Source organism: Streptomyces sp. NPDC101490, from assembly GCF_044767145.1.
Classification (GTDB): Bacteria; Actinomycetota; Actinomycetes; order Streptomycetales; family Streptomycetaceae; genus Streptomyces.
The window spans coordinates 196,393-212,276 of record NZ_JBIWNI010000007.1 but is presented as its reverse complement, the minus strand read 5'-3'; the positions used below and the strand labels follow the sequence as shown (position 1 = coordinate 212,276).

15 protein-coding genes are annotated in these 15,884 nt (G+C 71.2%); 11 read left to right on the top strand and 4 right to left on the bottom strand.

The window, feature by feature from the left end; all coding sequences use genetic code 11:
• Nucleotides 1–268 precede the first annotated feature (268 nt).
• The 4 genes from ACIRQY_RS17220 to ACIRQY_RS17205 all read right to left on the bottom strand — a co-directional run bounded on the left by ACIRQY_RS17220 (nt 269) and on the right by ACIRQY_RS17205 (nt 4,342).
• A complete protein-coding gene (locus ACIRQY_RS17220; RefSeq protein ID WP_351783703.1) occupies nt 269–1,213 on the bottom strand; it encodes a hypothetical protein in 945 nt (314 codons plus the stop codon).
• A 48-nt stretch (nt 1,214–1,261) separates the two neighbouring features.
• On the bottom strand, nt 1,262–2,890 hold the full coding sequence (locus tag ACIRQY_RS17215) for a DUF6801 domain-containing protein (RefSeq protein WP_403926277.1): 1,629 nt from the start codon (nt 2,888–2,890) through the stop codon (nt 1,262–1,264).
• Between the two features lie 91 nt (nt 2,891–2,981).
• On the bottom strand, nt 2,982–3,611 hold the full coding sequence (locus tag ACIRQY_RS17210; protein WP_403926275.1) for a hypothetical protein: 630 nt from the start codon (nt 3,609–3,611) through the stop codon (nt 2,982–2,984).
• Nucleotides 3,612–3,712: 101 nt separating this feature from the next.
• The gene (locus ACIRQY_RS17205) at nt 3,713–4,342 is read right to left on the bottom strand and encodes a hypothetical protein (RefSeq protein ID WP_403926272.1); all 630 of its coding nucleotides are present in this window, start codon (nt 4,340–4,342) and stop codon (nt 3,713–3,715) included.
• Nucleotides 4,343–5,072: 730 nt separating this feature from the next.
• Here ACIRQY_RS17205 and ACIRQY_RS17200 point away from each other — a divergent pair.
• The 11 genes from ACIRQY_RS17200 to ACIRQY_RS17150 are packed head-to-tail and all read left to right on the top strand — an operon-like array spanning nt 5,073 to nt 15,864.
• The gene (locus ACIRQY_RS17200) at nt 5,073–6,083 is read left to right on the top strand and encodes an ATP-binding cassette domain-containing protein (RefSeq protein ID WP_351783711.1); all 1,011 of its coding nucleotides are present in this window, start codon (nt 5,073–5,075) and stop codon (nt 6,081–6,083) included.
• Nucleotides 6,080–6,844: an ABC transporter permease gene (locus ACIRQY_RS17195; RefSeq protein ID WP_351783713.1), complete on the top strand. Its 765-nt coding sequence runs from the start codon at nt 6,080–6,082 to the stop codon at nt 6,842–6,844. The genes ACIRQY_RS17200 and ACIRQY_RS17195 overlap by 4 nt, the downstream gene beginning before the upstream one ends.
• Nucleotides 6,845–6,849: 5 nt before the next feature.
• Entirely contained in the window at nt 6,850–7,656 is an 807-nt protein-coding gene (locus tag ACIRQY_RS17190; protein WP_351783715.1) for an ABC transporter permease, read from the top strand.
• 1 nt (nt 7,657) lies between these two features.
• Nucleotides 7,658–8,911: an MCE family protein gene (locus ACIRQY_RS17185; protein ID WP_351783717.1), complete on the top strand. Its 1,254-nt coding sequence runs from the start codon at nt 7,658–7,660 to the stop codon at nt 8,909–8,911.
• Nucleotides 8,908–9,963: an MlaD family protein gene (locus ACIRQY_RS17180; RefSeq protein ID WP_351783719.1), complete on the top strand. Its 1,056-nt coding sequence runs from the start codon at nt 8,908–8,910 to the stop codon at nt 9,961–9,963. Before ACIRQY_RS17185 ends, ACIRQY_RS17180 begins: the two co-directional genes overlap by 4 nt.
• Nucleotides 9,960–11,009, top strand: a complete 1,050-nt coding sequence (locus ACIRQY_RS17175; protein ID WP_351783721.1) for an MCE family protein — start codon at nt 9,960–9,962, stop codon at nt 11,007–11,009. Before ACIRQY_RS17180 ends, ACIRQY_RS17175 begins: the two co-directional genes overlap by 4 nt.
• Nucleotides 11,006–12,031, top strand: a complete 1,026-nt coding sequence (locus tag ACIRQY_RS17170) for an MCE family protein (protein ID WP_351783723.1) — start codon at nt 11,006–11,008, stop codon at nt 12,029–12,031. Before ACIRQY_RS17175 ends, ACIRQY_RS17170 begins: the two co-directional genes overlap by 4 nt.
• Nucleotides 12,028–13,278 carry an MCE family protein gene (locus ACIRQY_RS17165; protein ID WP_403926267.1) on the top strand — a complete coding sequence of 417 codons (1,251 nt, stop codon included), beginning with the start codon at nt 12,028–12,030 and terminating at the stop codon, nt 13,276–13,278. Before ACIRQY_RS17170 ends, ACIRQY_RS17165 begins: the two co-directional genes overlap by 4 nt.
• The gene (locus ACIRQY_RS17160) at nt 13,275–14,552 is read left to right on the top strand and encodes an MlaD family protein (RefSeq protein ID WP_351783727.1); all 1,278 of its coding nucleotides are present in this window, start codon (nt 13,275–13,277) and stop codon (nt 14,550–14,552) included. Before ACIRQY_RS17165 ends, ACIRQY_RS17160 begins: the two co-directional genes overlap by 4 nt.
• Entirely contained in the window at nt 14,549–15,064 is a 516-nt protein-coding gene (locus ACIRQY_RS17155) for a hypothetical protein (RefSeq protein WP_403926264.1), read from the top strand. The genes ACIRQY_RS17160 and ACIRQY_RS17155 overlap by 4 nt, the downstream gene beginning before the upstream one ends.
• Nucleotides 15,061–15,864, top strand: coding sequence for a hypothetical protein (locus ACIRQY_RS17150; RefSeq protein ID WP_403926261.1), 804 nt, complete (start codon nt 15,061–15,063; stop codon nt 15,862–15,864). Before ACIRQY_RS17155 ends, ACIRQY_RS17150 begins: the two co-directional genes overlap by 4 nt.
• The last annotated feature ends 20 nt before the right edge of the window (nt 15,865–15,884 follow it).

Genomic DNA, 15,884 nt, shown 5'->3' with positions numbered 1-15,884 from the left:
GGGGGGGGCCGGGGGGTTCCGCGGGGGGGGGGGGGGGGGGGGGGGGGGGGCCCGCCCCGGCGGGGGGGCCGGGGGGGGGGGGGGGGGGGGGGCCCCGGGGCCCCCCGCGGGGGGGGGGGCCCCCGCCGCGGTGCACGGTCAGGTGCGTACCGACGGGGACTGCTGAAGCTAGGACAACTGCTGTGTGCTGTACACAACTTGCGCAAGAGTTGACGTTCCTGAGACCTTCGTGGCGCTGAGTAGGCCGGTTATCGACCCTCAGTGGCCGTTACTTGACGGCGGAGTGCCAGTTCTGCGACATCACCTTGCCGGCGTCGGGGGCGGAGACACCGGGTGCGAAGAGCCCGCCGAGGTAGGTCTGGGTGTTGTTGAGCACCAGCTTGTTCTTGCCGGAGGCGGAGGGCAGACCGGTCTTGAGGTTGACCGCCGCGTCGATGATGCCGAACCATCCGAGGCCGCAGCCGCTGGCGCCGGGGACGGCGAAGGTGCTGTCGTACTGGGTGGCGCCGAGCAGGTTCAGACGGCTCATGTCACCCTCCTCGTTGGCGGAGCCGTCGCCGTTGAAGCGCTCGACGCCGAAGTCCGGCGACGTGAGGTTGCGGGGGCGCAGCAGGATCGGGTTGGCCTTGGTCCCGATGTAGCAGTTGTCGCCGAGGAACGGGTTCTGCAGACGGATGCGGACCGGGATGGTCACGATCGGCTGGTCGGTGAGGACGCCCGCGATCTGGTCGAAGTTCGAGGGTGAGCCGACCGACTCCATGGTGGCGGTGATCTTGTTCAGCTTGCCGTCCGACAGCTGCCGGCAGATGTCGGTGATGAACGGGATGTCGCTCGGACACATCAGGCCGAGGAGTCCGCCGGGGACGGTGGCGGGGTCGGTGATGAGCGCGCCGGAGGCGGGCGCGGAGACCGAGCTGGTGCCGTCGGCGTTCTGGACGACGCCGATCTGGAGGTTGGTCTTCCCGGTGGCCACCGTCGTGTTGCCCATCTTGATGGACCCGCTGAGGGAGTACGAGACGACGCACTGCGGCGAGGTGTCGAGACCGTCGGAGGCGAGCATCGCCGGGGCGTCGACCGGGCAGCGGTCGAAGGGCGCCCAGCTGCCGTTCAGCTGCGGGTTGGCCGCCGTCGCCGTGCCGATGGAGGCGAAGGCGCCCAGGGCGGTCAGCGCGGAGACGGTGGCCAGCTTCGTGCGGGTGGAGACGAAGGGCATGGCGAAGCCTTTCCTGTGGAGAGGGGGAGAGGGGCTGAGCGGGACGGATCAGCGTTCGGGCTTGGGCACGATGCGGGGCTGGAGGTCGTCGGTGCAGTACTCCATGGTGGGTTCCTCCAGACCGACGTTGCAGGTCTGCCCCTGTATCTGCTTGATGTAGTTGCCGGGGCCCGAGATGGAGGCGGTGAGGAGCCGGTCGAGGTTCTCGCCGCCGGCGCCGCAGCCCTTGAAGGCGGGGATGTCCACCTCGCCGACGAGGGGGCCGCCGCTGGTGAGGACGTAGCCCACGGCCGGTTCGCCCAGGGGGATCTTTCCCCTGCCCTCCAGCACCAGGTGGTCGCCGGGGTACTTGTCGGGCTTGGGGTCGACGGAGCGGAGGGACTTCTCCGTGCGGCAGGAGGGGCCCACGTCCAGCTTGACGCCGTTGACCTTGACGTCGAGGACGCGCAGGACCAGGGGGACCCGGACGGTGGTCTCCTGGTAGTTGTCCCCGGTCATGAAGGCGCGGACCAGGGTGTAGATCGAGACGGGCCCGGTCTGTTCCAGGGTCATGGTCGCGGTGACCGGCTGGAAGCCGAAGGCCAGCAGGGTGGAGGTGAAGGGCGGGGTCTGCTTGCGTCCCTGGTAGGAGAGGTCGCCGGTGGACCGGGTGATGAACCGGAACTCGTCCGGCGGGCCCGGCTCCTCGGGGAACTCCGGGGTGCCCTGGACGACCAGCATGCAGGTCAGGGGGAGGAGCGAGGCGCCGTTCAGCTTCCGTACGTTGGAGTAGCCGGTGACGTACGCCGACAGGGCCATCGGGTCCGGGTCCTTGGTGAGGCAGGACGGCGCGGCCGGGCGGGGTGCCGGAGCGCCGGGGGCGTCCTCGTCCGCCGTCGTCAGCCCCCCGGGCGTCCGCTGTCCGGCCCCCGGCTCCTTCGAGGCCTCGGCCTTCCGGTCCGGGACGCCCGCCGGGCCGTCCGGGCGCGACGGCAGCGGAAGGCCGGAGGCGGACGCGGACGGCGAGGGGACACCGGGCGAGGTGGGAGGTGTGCTCGGTTCGGCCGGGGCGACGGAGCTGACCGGGACCGTGGCCAGCGTCGTACGGTCCCGCGCGTCCGGGTCGGGGACGCAGCTGACGGAGAGGGAGGCGGGTGTGGTGGCGGAGGCGTCGGCCGTGCCGGGGGCGAGGTCCACCGCGAACCCCCCGGCGGTGAGCTTCAGTTCACCGGTCTCACCCGTCGTCAGGGACGGCACGTCGCCGGTCGTGGTGAGGACCAGGGGTCCTTCCGGGGGGACGGCGACGGGTTCGGCCGTACCGCTCCAGGTGGCTTCCGCCCGCTGTGCGTTCTGCGCCACGCCGACCACGAGCCGGGTCTCGGCCCGTACGGTGGCGGCCTTGAGCGCGGCCAGGTCGGCCACGGCCTCCGGGGGGAGTTCCACCGTCGTGGTGACGTCGGTGGGCCGGATCTCCTCGCCGACGACCGCCCGCTCGGGGAAGGCCGCCGTGATCCGCACCGTCGCGGTCCGCGCGCCCGAGGGCAGGGCGCAGACGTAGGGCAGGGCGGTGTCGACCTTCAGCGTCCCGACGGCGACGGCCGCCGCCGGAAGCAGCGGGGCGAGCGCCACGAAGGCGGCGATCGTCGCTCCGCGCGCGCGGACACGGGAGGATCGAGGGGTGGGCCGTGGGCCTTTCATCCGGTGCTCCGCTCGGGTGGTTCGTGCGCCGGCGGGGGAGAAGGGGGCCGGCGGGGGTGCGGACAGCCCGCGAACGCGGGAGGTGGTGCCTCTACGGGTTGGTGCCGACGATCTTCGGCGGGAGGCTGCTGCCGGACACCCTGATCTGGTAGACGGCCTTGAGGAACAGGCTGCTGCCGACCGGTACGGCGGCGGCGTCGTTGGTCTGGGTGACGGGGAGTTCGCCGGTGACGCTGTTGAGGGTGAGCCTGCCCGTCGCGTTGGAGAAGGTGGCGGACGACTTGCCCCGGACGCGCAGGACGAGGTAGGCGACGTTCAGCCCGATGTCGATGTCCTCGACGTATCCGCTGGTGACGCCGGTCGTGGCGTCGTAGTCCCGGGCCACGAACTTCCAGGGCCCGGTCGGTGTCACCACGAGGGGCACCTGGCTGCTGCACGGGGCCCCGGGAGCGCCGAAGGTGGGTGTGCTGATGCTGCCGAGGACCGCCGGGTTGCCCGTGGTGCTCAGCAGGAGCATCGAGGCGGTGGACTTCGGGCAGTTCATGGGGAGCCCGTTGAGGTTCATGCCGACGTTGCCGACGTTCGTCGCGGAGACGGCGACCGGCGACGGGGTGACCGTCCAGACCGTCGCGGGCGCCGCAGAGGCCGGGGCCGCGGTGAGGAGCAGTGCGGCCGTGGCCGCCCAGGCGGAGAGGGCGAGTGGTGCGACCGGCTTCTTCATGGCGCGGGAGCCTCCTCGGGGCGGGCGGGCGGACGGCGGTGCGAACGGCCCGCGTCCGCCCGGCCGGTGGCTCCGGCCGGGCGGACGCGGGTGCTGGTCGCTTACGGGTTGGAGCCGACGATCGTCGGGATGGAGCTGCCCGACTTGAAGAGGTACGTGCCCTTGAAGGTCGGCTTGGCGCCGACCGGGACGGCCACGCCGCAGCCGGCCGAGGAGACGACGGTCAGCTCGCCCGCGGTGCTGTTGACGGCGAGGGCGCCCGTCGAGTTGGTGTACGTGGTGGACGCCTTGCCCGTGACGCGGAAGACACAGGCGCCGACGGTCACCGTGGCGTCCACGTTGCCGATGTAGCCCTTGGTCACGCCGGTCGCGGCGGTGTAGTCCTGCGCCACGATCGACCAGGGGGTGACCGGGGCGGTCGTCACGTTGCCCAGCACGCTGGTGCAGGGCGCGCCGGTGGCACCGAAGGCGATGGCGCTGATGCTGCCGATCGTCGCGGGGTTGCCGGTGGCGCTGGACCCCGTGCCCGAGCCGTTCGACTTCGTACACGTCATGGCCACGCCGTTGACGCTGAGCACGATGTTCCCGCTGTTGACCGCGGTGATGCTGGCCGGGGACGGGCTGACGGTCCAGACCGTCGAGGGCACGGCCGAGGCGGGCGAGATCGCGAGGGCGAAGGCGGCGGAGGCGCCACCGGCGACGACGGCGAGGTTTCTGATGGGCTTCTTCATGGCTCTGGGACTCTCCTTGGGGATTGACCGGCAGAGGGTGGCCGCGATGGCGGACGAGCGGCCGGGACGGCTCGATTTCGTCGGCCGCGAAACCAGACGTTACTTGCGGGAAACTTAGCTGAACAATGCTGTAGTCCATGATTCTTTGAAGAGGTGGCTTTGCCTGTCAAGTGGGTGAGCGGTGACGGGAATGCTCTTGGTTCCCCGGTGCGCAATGTCGACAATTATGATCGATCATGCGAGGTCGGGACGGTGAGTCTCGGCCTGTCACCCATGGAGTCGTGGATTCCGGGCAGAAACCGCTCTCTGTGGTGACAAGAAGCGGCCGAAAATTATCGCCCGGCTGATAAATGCCCTGCCCCGAGGCCCTGTTTCGCTAAAACTCGGAATCCGGTATTGCCGGAAGAGGTTACCGGGTCGTAGCGTTCGCGTTGCCGACGCCCCGTCGCAGGTCGGCGCGGATCCGCGGACCGCTCCTGCGGCGGACCGCAGCCGGCCCGGCCCCCCTCGCGGGGGCAGGTCACCGCAGGCGGGGACCGTCCGCCCGGCCTTCCGGGCGACGAACACCGCCCTGTCTCCCCGGAGACAAAAGTCGCTCCCGACCTTGTCTCCCCGGTGACAAAAACGGAAGCGGATCAAGGTTTCTGCGCCAGCCCTATTGTCCGGGTGATCCGCTCCGACTTACCGTGCGCCCGCGGCGCACGCACCACGCACGCTTGCTGGAGGTGGGATGGGAATCGAAGTAGTCGTTGAGGGTCTGACCATGTCCTTTGGCAAGCAGAACATCTGGCAGGACGTGACGCTGACATTGCCGGCCGGAGAGGTGAGCGTCATGCTCGGCCCTTCCGGAACGGGCAAGACCGTCTTCCTGAAATCGCTCATCGGACTGCTGAAACCCCAAGAGGGCCGTGTCCTCATCAACGGGGTCGACATGGTCAGCAGCCCCGAACGGGACATCTACGAGACCCGCAAGCTCTTCGGGCTCATGTTCCAGGACGGAGCCCTCTTCGGCTCCATGACCCTCTTCGACAACATCGCCTTCCCGCTGCGCGAGCACACCCGCAAGCGGGAGTCCGAGATCCGGCGCATCGTGATGGAGCGGATCGACCTCGTCGGACTGCTCGGCGCGGAGGGCAAACTGCCGGGCGAGATCAGCGGCGGGATGCGCAAGCGCGCCGGGCTGGCCCGCGCGCTCGTGCTCGACCCGCAGATCGTGCTGTGCGACGAACCGGACTCCGGTCTCGACCCCGTCCGCACCGCCTATCTGTCCCAGCTCCTGATCGACCTCAACGCCCGCATCGACGCGACGATGCTGATCGTGACCCACAACCTCGACATCGCCGCCACCGTCCCCGACAACATGGGGATGTTCTTCCGGCGCAACCTGGTCACCTTCGGCCCCCGCGAGGTCCTCCTCACCAGCGACGAACCGGTCGTCACCCAGTTCCTCGCCGGCCGCCGCGAAGGCCCCATCGGCATGTCCGAGGAGAAGGACGCCGCCCTGCTCGCCGCCGAGGCGGTCAATCCCGCCGCCGTCCCGAGCACCCCTCCCGGCATCGTCCCGCAGCTGGAGCCGTCCCCCGGACTGCCCCCGCGCGCGGCCGTCGCCCGCCGCAGGGAACGCGTCCTCGGGATGCTCGACCGGCTGCCGCCCGCCGCCCAGGCCGCCATCCGCGACACCTACGCCCAGGACGGCAGGGCCCCCACGCTCACGCTCCCGGCCCAGGGGAGCGGCTCGTGATCACCGGCGCGCTGCGGCAGACCGGCCGTCTCTTCGCCCTCGCCCTCGAAGTGAGCCGGGCCGTCTTCCGGCGCCCCTTCCAGTTCCGCGAGTTCATCGAGCAGTTCTGGTTCGTCGCCAGCGTCACCATCCTGCCGGCTGCCCTCGTCTCCATCCCGTTCGGCGCGGTGATCGCCCTTCAGGTCGGTTCGCTCACCCAGCAGCTGGGCGCCCAGTCGTTCACCGGCGGCGCCAGCGTCCTCGCCGTCATCCAGCAGGCCAGCCCCCTCATCGTGGCCCTCCTCATCGCCGGTGCGGGCGGCTCCGCCATCTGCGCCGACCTCGGCTCCCGCAAGATCCGCGAAGAGCTGGACGCGATGGAGGTCATGGGCGTCTCGCCGGTCCAGCGCCTGGTCGTGCCCCGGGTCCTGGCCACCATGGCGGTGGCCGTCCTCCTCAACGGCATGGTCTCCGTCGTCGGCACCCTCGGCGGCTACTTCTTCAACATCATCCTCCAGGGTGGCACCCCCGGCGCGTACCTCTCCAGCTTCTCCGCCCTCGCCCAGCTCCCCGACCTCTACATCAGCGAACTGAAGGCCCTCATCTTCGGGTTCATCGCCGGGATCGTCGCCGCCTACCGGGGCCTCAACCCCCGGGGCGGCCCCAAGGGCGTCGGCGACGCCGTCAACCAGTCCGTCGTCATCACCTTCATGCTGCTGTTCTTCGTGAACATGGTGCTGACCGGCATCTACCTGCAGATCGTCCCGCCGAAGGGAGGCTGAGCGCGATGGCCTCCCCCTTCGTCTGGCTCGACCGCTCCGGAGACCAGCTCCTCTTCTACGTCCGGGCCCTGCTCTGGATACCCAGGACCCTGCGCCGGTACCTCAAGGAGGTGCAACGGCTGCTCGCCGAGGTCGCGTTCGGCTCCGGCGGCCTCGGCGTCATCGGCGGCACCATCGGCGTCATGATCGCGATGACGCTCTTCACCGGAACCGTCGTCGGACTCCAGGGCTACGCGGCCCTGGAACAGATCGGCACCGCAGCCTTCACCGGCTTCGTCTCCGCCTACTTCAACACCCGGGAGATCGCCCCCCTCGTCGCCGGACTCGCCCTGTCCGCGACCGTCGGCGCCGGATTCACCGCCCAGCTCGGCGCCATGCGCATCAACGAGGAGGTCGACGCCCTGGAGGGCATGGGCATCCGCTCCATGCCCTACCTGGTCACCACCCGCATCATCGCGGGCGTCGTCGCCATCGTCCCCCTCTACGCGATCGGGCTGCTCTCCTCCTACCTGGCCTCCCGCTACATCACCGTCCTCTTCAACGGCCAGTCCCAGGGCACGTACGACCACTACTTCAACCTCTTCCTGTCACCGACGGACGTCCTGCTCTCGGTGCTGAAAGTGCTGATCTTCAGCGTGATGGTGATCATCGCCCACTGCTACTACGGCTTCCGCGCCTCCGGCGGACCCGCCGGAGTCGGCATCGCCGTCGGCCGCTCCGTGCGCAACGCCATCGTGCTGATCAGCGTCACCGACTTCTTCCTCTCGCTGGCCCTCTGGGGCGCGACCACGACCGTGAAGGTGGCGGGGTGACATGAGCGACTCACGTGCCGAGACCCTGCGCCGCCGCTCCGCGGGCGTCGTCTTCCTCCTGGTGCCCGCCCTCCTCGCCTGGCTCGCGGTCGCCGTCTACGACAAGAAGTTCACCGACTCCGACCCGATCACCGTCGAGACCGGCAGCATCGGCAACGAGATGCACCTCGGCGCCGAGGTCAAGCTCCGCGGCGTCGTCATCGGCGAGGTCCGCGCCATCGACGCCATCGACGGCGGAGCGCGGCTCACCCTCGCCATGAAGCCCGGGACCCTGAGCCACGTCCCCTCCGACGTCCGCGCCCAGATGCTCCCCACCACCCTCTTCGGCGAACGCTTCGTCGCCCTCGTCCCGCCCGGCGACACCTCGGCGGGGACCCTGGACCCCGGAGCCGTCATCCCCGAGGACCGCTCCAGCAACGCCGTCGAACTCCAGCAGGTCCTCGACAACGTGCTGCCCCTGCTGACCGCCGTCCAGCCGCAGAAGCTCTCCGCGACCCTGTCGGCCGTCTCCCAGGCCCTCGAAGGACGCGGCGACAAGCTCGGCGAGACCCTCGACCGGCTCGACGCCCACCTGACCCGCTTCAACCCCCATCTGCCCGCCCTCACCCGCGACCTGAAAGAACTCGTGAAGGTCAGCCACATCTACGCGGACGCCGCCCCCGACATCGTCACGGCGCTCACCGACTTCACCACCACCAGCGGCACCCTCGCCGAACAGGAGGCCGCCCTCGCCGGCACCCTCGGCGCCACCACCCGGACCTCCGAGGACCTCACGGCCTTCCTCCGGCAGAACAAGAACAACATCATCCGGCTCAGCGCCACCAGCAGGCCCACCCTGGAGCTGCTCGCCGAGTACTCGCCGGCGTTCCCCTGCACCCTGCGCACCCTGGCCCAGTTCGTCCCCGCCATGGACAAGGCGCTCGGCAAGGGCACCGACCGGCCCGGACTGCACGTCGAGGTCACCACCGTGCCCTCGCGCGGCGCGTACGTCCCCGGCCGCGACAAGCCGTCCTACACCTCCGGCGGCGGCCCCGCCTGCTACCCCGTGCCCTACCTCGGAGTCCCCGCCGCCCCCGCCGCCCGGGCCTCCGCGGCGGCCGACCAGAACCTGGGACCCGCCAACTCCGCGCAGGAGAACGACCTCGTCAACGAACTCCTCGCGCCCGCCGCGAAGAAGCAGCCCGGTGAACTCCCCGACTGGAGCAGCCTGCTGGCCGGACCCGCGTTCCGCGGCGCGGAGGTGACGCTGCGATGACGACCCCGCCCTCCCACACCCGGCGGCGCGGCCTCACCGGGACCGTCCTCAAGTCCCTCGCGTTCGTCCTGGTCACCGCCCTGGCCACCACCGTCCTCGGCTTCAGCATCGCCAACACCGGGGTCGGCTCCGCCACCCGCTCGTACAAGGCGCTGTTCACCGACGTCACCGGCCTCGTCAAGGGCGACTCCGTGCGCATCGCCGGGGTCAAGGTCGGCGAGGTCAGCGACGTCCGCGTCGTCGAACGCCGCACCGCCCAGGTCACCTTCACGGTCCGCGAGGACCGCACCCTGCCTCGCTCGGCCACCGCCGCCGTCAAGTACCTCAACATGGTCGGCCAGCGGTACGTGTCCCTCGGCCAGGGCAGCGGCGACCTCGGCGGCACCCTCGCCGCCGGAGAGACCATCCCGCTCGACCGCACCACCCCCGCCCTCGACCTGACCCTGCTGTTCAACGGCTTCAAGCCACTGTTCGAAGGGCTCTCGCCCGCCGACGTCAACGACCTCGCGGGCTCCCTCGTCCAGGTCCTCCAGGGCGAGAGCGGCACCGTCGACAGCCTCCTCAAGCACATCGGCTCCCTCTCCAAGACCGTCGCCGCCAAGGACAAGGTCATCGGAGAGGTCGTCACCCACCTCAACACCGTCCTCACCACCCTCAACAGCCGCGAGGACGCCTTCGGGGACCTCGTCGTCACCCTCCAGAAGCTCGTCACCGGCTTCAACACCGACCGCAAGCCCCTCGGCCAGGCGGTGCGGGCCATCGGCGACCTCACCACCACGACCGCCGGACTCTTCCAGGAGAGCCGCGCCCCCCTGAAGAAGGACATCCGCGAACTGGGCCGCCTCTCCGGCACCCTCGGCGACCACTCGGCCAGGCTGGAGGCGTTCCTCGCCAACACCCCCGCCAAGATGACGGCCCTCGCCCGCCTGTCCTCGTACGGATCGTGGTTCAACCTCTACCTCTGCGAGGCACGCGTGAGCGGCGTGGGCACCTCCGACGGCTCCAAGCCGCCGACCGGCATCACCGTCACCGAGGCGAGGTGCGGCCGATGAGTCCCGCCCCCCGGTTCAAGCCGGCCAGGGAACGCAGCCCCGTCGCCGTCGCCGTCGTCGGGCTCGTCCTCCTCGCGCTCCTCGCCGCCCTCGCGTACAACGTCGGGAAACTGCCCCTCGTCGGCGGCGACACCGCCTACAGCGCCGACTTCACCGAAGCCGCCGGACTCGACACCGGCGACGAGGTCCGGATCGCCGGGGTCAAGGTCGGCAAGATCACCGGGATCGCCCTCGACGGCGCCAAGGTCAAGGTCACCTTCGAGGTCGGCGACGCCTGGATCGGCGACAAGTCGACCGCCGCCATCGCCATCAAGACCCTCCTCGGCGAGAAGTACCTGGCCGTGGACCCGCTGGGCTCCGCCCGGCAGGACCCCGGCACCCGCATCCCGCAGTCCCGCACCACCTCCCCGTACGACGTGACGCAGGCGTTCCAGGACCTCAGCGGCACCGTCGACGCCATCGACACCAAGAAGCTCGCCGAGAGCTTCGAGACCATCTCCGACACCTTCAAGAACTCCCCGCCGCACGTCCGCAACGCCGCCACCGGCCTCTCCGAACTGTCGAAGTCCGTCTCCAAGCGCGACACCGAACTCGCCCGGCTCCTGGAGAACAGCAAGCGGTTCACCAAGACCCTCCAGGACAAGAAGTCCAGCTTCGAGACGCTCATCGAGGACGGCAGCTCGCTCCTCGGCGAACTCCAGAAGCGCCGGGACGCCATCCGCGCCCTCCTCAAGGGCAGCAGAGCGCTGGGCACCGAACTCGGCGGACTCGTCAGCGACAACGACCGGCAGCTCGGCCCCACCCTGAAGGCCCTCAGCCGCGTCACCGGCGTCCTGGAGAAGAACAGCGGCCAGCTCGACAAGACGCTCGCCCTCATCGGCCCCTACTACCGGCTCGTCGGCAACACCCTCGGCAACGGACGCTGGTTCGACAGCTACCTGTGCGGTGTGGTGCCCCGCAACTACCTGCCCGAGACCTCCCAGCCCGCGACCGGATGCCTGCCGCCGAAACCGAAGACGACGGCCCAGGGGAGTGCCGCACGATGACCACAGCCAGAAAGCCCCTCGTCGCCGGTCTCGCCCTCGCCGTCCTCGCCGCCTGCGGCCTCGTCGCCGTCCGTGTCCTGGAGTCCGACGGCACCCGCGTCACCGCCTGGTTCGACCGCGCCGTCGGCATCTACGCCGGATCGGACCTCCGGGTCCTCGGCGTACGGGTCGGCGAGGTCGAGTCCGTCGAACCGCAGGGCACCCGCGTCCGCGTCGGACTCCGTCTCGACGAGGGCATCCGCGTCGCCGCGGACGCCCGCGCCCTCGTCGTCGCCCCCAGCATCGTCGCCGACCGCTACGTCCAGCTCACCCCCGCCTGGAGCAGCGGCCCCTCCCTCGCCGACGGCGCCGAACTGCCCGCCTCCCGCAACCGCACCCCCGTAGAGATCGACCAGCTGTACGCCTCCATCACCGAACTCGGCAAGGCCCTCGGCCCCGACGGCGCCAACTCCACCGGCGCCCTCTCCGGACTCCTCGACACCGGCGCCCGCAACCTCAAGGGCAACGGCGCCGCCATCGGCACCTCCATCGAGGAGTTCGGCAAGGCGGCCAAGACCCTCGACGGCAGCAGCGAGCAGCTGTTCACCACCCTCGGCCAGCTCCAGACCTTCACCACCATGCTCAAGGAGAAGGACGGCGACGTCCGCACCGCGCAGGAACGCCTGGACGAGGTCGTCGGCTACTTCGCCGAGAACAAGGACGACCTCGCCGCCGCCCTCAAGGAACTCGGCAAGGCCCTCGCCCAGGTCAAACAGTTCATCAAGGACAACCGGGGCGAACTCAAGAAGAACGTCGACCGGCTCGTGCCGCTCACCCAGACCCTCGTCGACCAGCGCGCTTCCCTCGCCGAGGCCCTCGACGTCGCCCCCCTCGCGGCGGGCAACCTCATCAACGCCTACGACGAGGACACCCGCACCCTGGACGGCCGCGCCAACCTCAACGAGATCAGCTCGGGCGGACCGCTCCTCCCTCTGCCGGTCTCCGGAGCCTCCTCGGACAGCAGCGGAAGGGGGGACCGGTGAAAGGCCCCAGCACACCCTCGGGGAAGGCCCTCGGCGCGGGAGCCGTCGCCGTCGTCGCCCTCGGCCTCGGCCTCGCCGTCCTGGTCGGAGCGGTCCCCGCGAACCCCGTCCGCTTCGACGGCATCGAGGACCTCCCGCTGCCCGGCGGCGCCGACCTCGGCTCCCACCCGTACACCGTCACCGCCGAACTCGACGACGTCCTCAGCCTCGTCCCGCAGTCCGCGGTCAAGGTCAACGACGTCGCCGTCGGACGCGTCACCGCCATCGAGCTCGGCAACGGCTCCGCCTCCGGCACCTGGACCGCCCGCGTCACCCTGAAGATCAACGGCGACGTCCGGCTGCCCTCGGGCGCGGGCGTCCGCCTGGAACAGTCCAGCCTCCTCGGCGAGAAGTACGTCCAGCTCGTCGCCCCGCCGAAGGACGACGGCACCCGCCTCACCGACGGCAGCGTCATCCCCCTCGCCCGCACCAGCCGCAACACGGAGGTCGAAGAGGTCTTCGGCGCGCTGTCCCTGCTCCTCAACGGCGGCGGCGTCAACCAGCTCAAGACCATCACCCGCGAACTCAACGCGGCGCTCGGCGGACGCGAGCCCGAGATGCGCTCCCTGCTCGACAGGGTGAACACGCTCGTCACCACCCTGGACGCCAACCGGGGCGACATCACCCGCGCCCTCGACGGCCTCAACCGGCTCTCCGCCACCCTCGCCGGACGCAAGAAGGACGTCGACACCGTCCTCACCGGCCTCTCGCCCGGTCTGAAGACCCTGGAGAACCAGCGGGGCTCCCTGCTGACCATGCTGCGCGCCCTCGACACCCTGTCCGGGGTCGCCGTCAGCACCATCGACGCGAGCAAGAAGGACATGGTCGCCGACCTCAAGGCCCTCGCGCCCACCCTGAAGGCCCTCGCGGACGCCGGTGCCGACCTGCCCGAATCACTCCAGGCACTCCTCACCTACCCCTTCACCGACGAGGTGCTGAAGGGCGTCAAGGGCGACTACCTCAACACCTATCTGCACCTCGCGGCCACCCCCGGCACCGAGATCATCCCCCCGCTGATCCCCCGGGACGACGCCCCGAAGCCCCCGACACCGGCCCCGACGGAACCGGAGCCCGAACCGGAGCCCGAACCCGATCCGGGCGCCGGGGGCGCGGCCCGGCACCGCGACCCGGACCTGCCGCTGCCGCCGGTGACCACGGCCCCGTCCGGCCGCACCAGCGCACCCCAGGACGGAGGAGACCACCGGTGATCACCCGCACCGTACGCCTGAAGAACCTCGCCTTCCTGGTCATCGCCGTCCTCGTACTCGGCTTCGTCGGCGTCCGCTACGCCGACCTCGGCCGGTACGCGGGCGTCGCCGACCACTACACCGTCCGCGTCCACCTCGCCCGCACCGGCGGCCTGTTCACCCACTCCGACGTCACCTACCGGGGCGTCTCCGTGGGCCGCGTCGGCGCCATCGACCTCACCGCCGACGGCGTCGTGGCCGAACTGCGCATCAAGAAGTCCGCCCCCCGCATCCCCTCCGACGCACGGGCCGTCGTCGCCGGACTCTCCGCCGTCGGCGAGCAGTACATCGACCTGCGGCCCGAGAGCGACGGCGCCCCCTACCTCGCCGACGGCGCCCGCATCGAGCAGTCCGACACCGAAGTACCGGCCCCCGTCACCGACGTCCTCGCCAGCATGAACGACCTCGCGGGCTCCGTCCCGCTGGACTCCCTGCGCACGGTCGTCGACGAGTTCGGCAAGGCCTTCGAGGGCCACGGCGACGACCTCCAGGTCCTCCTGGACAACGGCAGCGCCTTCGTCGAGGCCGCCGACAAGTCCCTGCCGTCCAGCATCCGGCTCATCGACGACGGCGAGGTCGTCCTGCGCACCCAGGCCGAGGAGAGCCGCGCCATCCGCGACTTCGCCACCGGCGCCCGCGACCTCGCCGTCACCCTCAAGGGCTCCGACGCCGACCTGCGCCGCCTCCTCGCCGTCACCCCCGACGCCGCGGGCCAGGTCAGCGGACTCCTGCGCGACCTCGACCCCAGCCTGAGCGTCGTCCTCGCCAACCTCCTCACCACCTCGGAACTCACCGTCACCCGGCAGCGCGGCATGGAGGAACTGCTCGTGAAGTTCCCCGCCGCCGTCTCGGCCGGAGCCACCGCCGTCGACAACGGACGCCTCCACGTCGGCATGGCCGTCACCTTCTTCAAGCCACTGCCCTGCACCTCGGGATACGGCGGTACGCGCTACCGCAACGGACTCGACCTCGGCACCGCGCCCGCCCTCAACACCCGCGCCTCCTGCACGGGCCCCGCGGCGTCCGGCGTCAACGTACGGGGCTCGGGCCAGGCACCCAGGGGCGGCCCCGTACCCACCCCGGCCAAGCCCGGCTCGCTGCCCTCGGGCACCGCGCGCGGCGGCACGGCGGGCCAGGGGGCGGCGCTCCCCGGCGCGCTCGCCCTGCCCGGCCAGTCCTCCGCCCCCACCGGCATGGCCGGTCTCCTCGGCCTCGGCACCGGGAGCGCCCGATGAGGCGGGCACGCGTCCTCGGCGCCTGCGCCCTCGTCGTCGCCCTGGGCTTCTGCGGAACCGGCGCCTGGACCTACGCCCAGGCCCGGGGCGACCAGGAACTCGCCTTCGGCCGCGAACGGGACACCGCCCTCGCCGAGGGCCGCGACCGCCTCACCGTCCTGAACACCCTGGACGCCTCGACCCGCGAGCACGCGGCGGCCGGCATCCGGGCCTGGCGCGAGGCGTCCACCGGGCCGCTCCGCACCGAACTGGGCGCCACACGGGCGGCGGTGGGCGCCTCGGCGCGCGCCACGGTGACCGAGGCGGCACTCACCGCGCTCGACACCAGGGCCGGTACGGCGAAGCTCATCGCGACCGTACAGGTGGAGGTCACACCTCGCGGGACCAGCAAGCCGACCAGCGACCGCAAGCGGCTCGAAGCCGTACTGACCCGCACGGGCGAGAACACCTGGAAGGTCGCGGCACTGAGCGCGGTGCCGGTCGCCGGGTCCGAGGAGGGCGGGGAGCGGTGACGCGACTGCTGAAGGACACCACGACCGGGACCACCACGACCGGAACCGGAACGGCACCCACGGACGAGCCCGCGCCCGGCACCACGGACGCGGCCACGCCCGGAGCCGCGCCGCAAACCACGGACGAGCCCGCGCCCGAGACCACCGCCGGGGCCACGCCCGGAGCCGTACGGCAGGCCACGGACGAAGCCGCGCCCGACACCACCGCCGAGGCGAAGCCCGGGGCAGCGCCCGAGAGCACCGACGAGACCCCGGCCGACGACAGGGACGAAGAGCGCCCCGGCCGCGAAGGCCCCCGCCGCATCGGACGGTCCGGCGCCCTCGTCGCCGTCGCCGTCACCGCGCTGCTCCTCGGCGGCGGCTGGTTCTTCCACGCCGCCGACCAGCTCCGGTCCACCCCCTCCGCGCGGAACCTCGCGCTCACCGACGCCGGGGCCACCGCCCGGGTCGGCGGCGACGTCGGCGAGGGCCTCGCCCGGGTCTTCTCGTACACCCCCGACCGCACCGACGCCGCCGAACGCTCCGCCGGCCACCTGCTGGCCGGACGCGCGGCCCGCCAGTACGACGAGCTGTTCGCCCAGGTCCGGGCGAGCCTGGTGGAGCAGCGCATCACCCTCAGCACCCAGGCCGTCCGCACCGGAGTGATCGAACTCGACGGGGACAGCGCGCGTCTCCTCGTGTTCCTCGACCAGACCTCGCGGCGGGACAAGGGCGCGGCCACCTCCGCCGCGGCCCAGCTCACCGTCACCGCCAGGTTCGGGGGAGACCGGTGGCAGATCGTCGACATCAAGACCCGCTGACCACCAGCGGGAGACGGGAG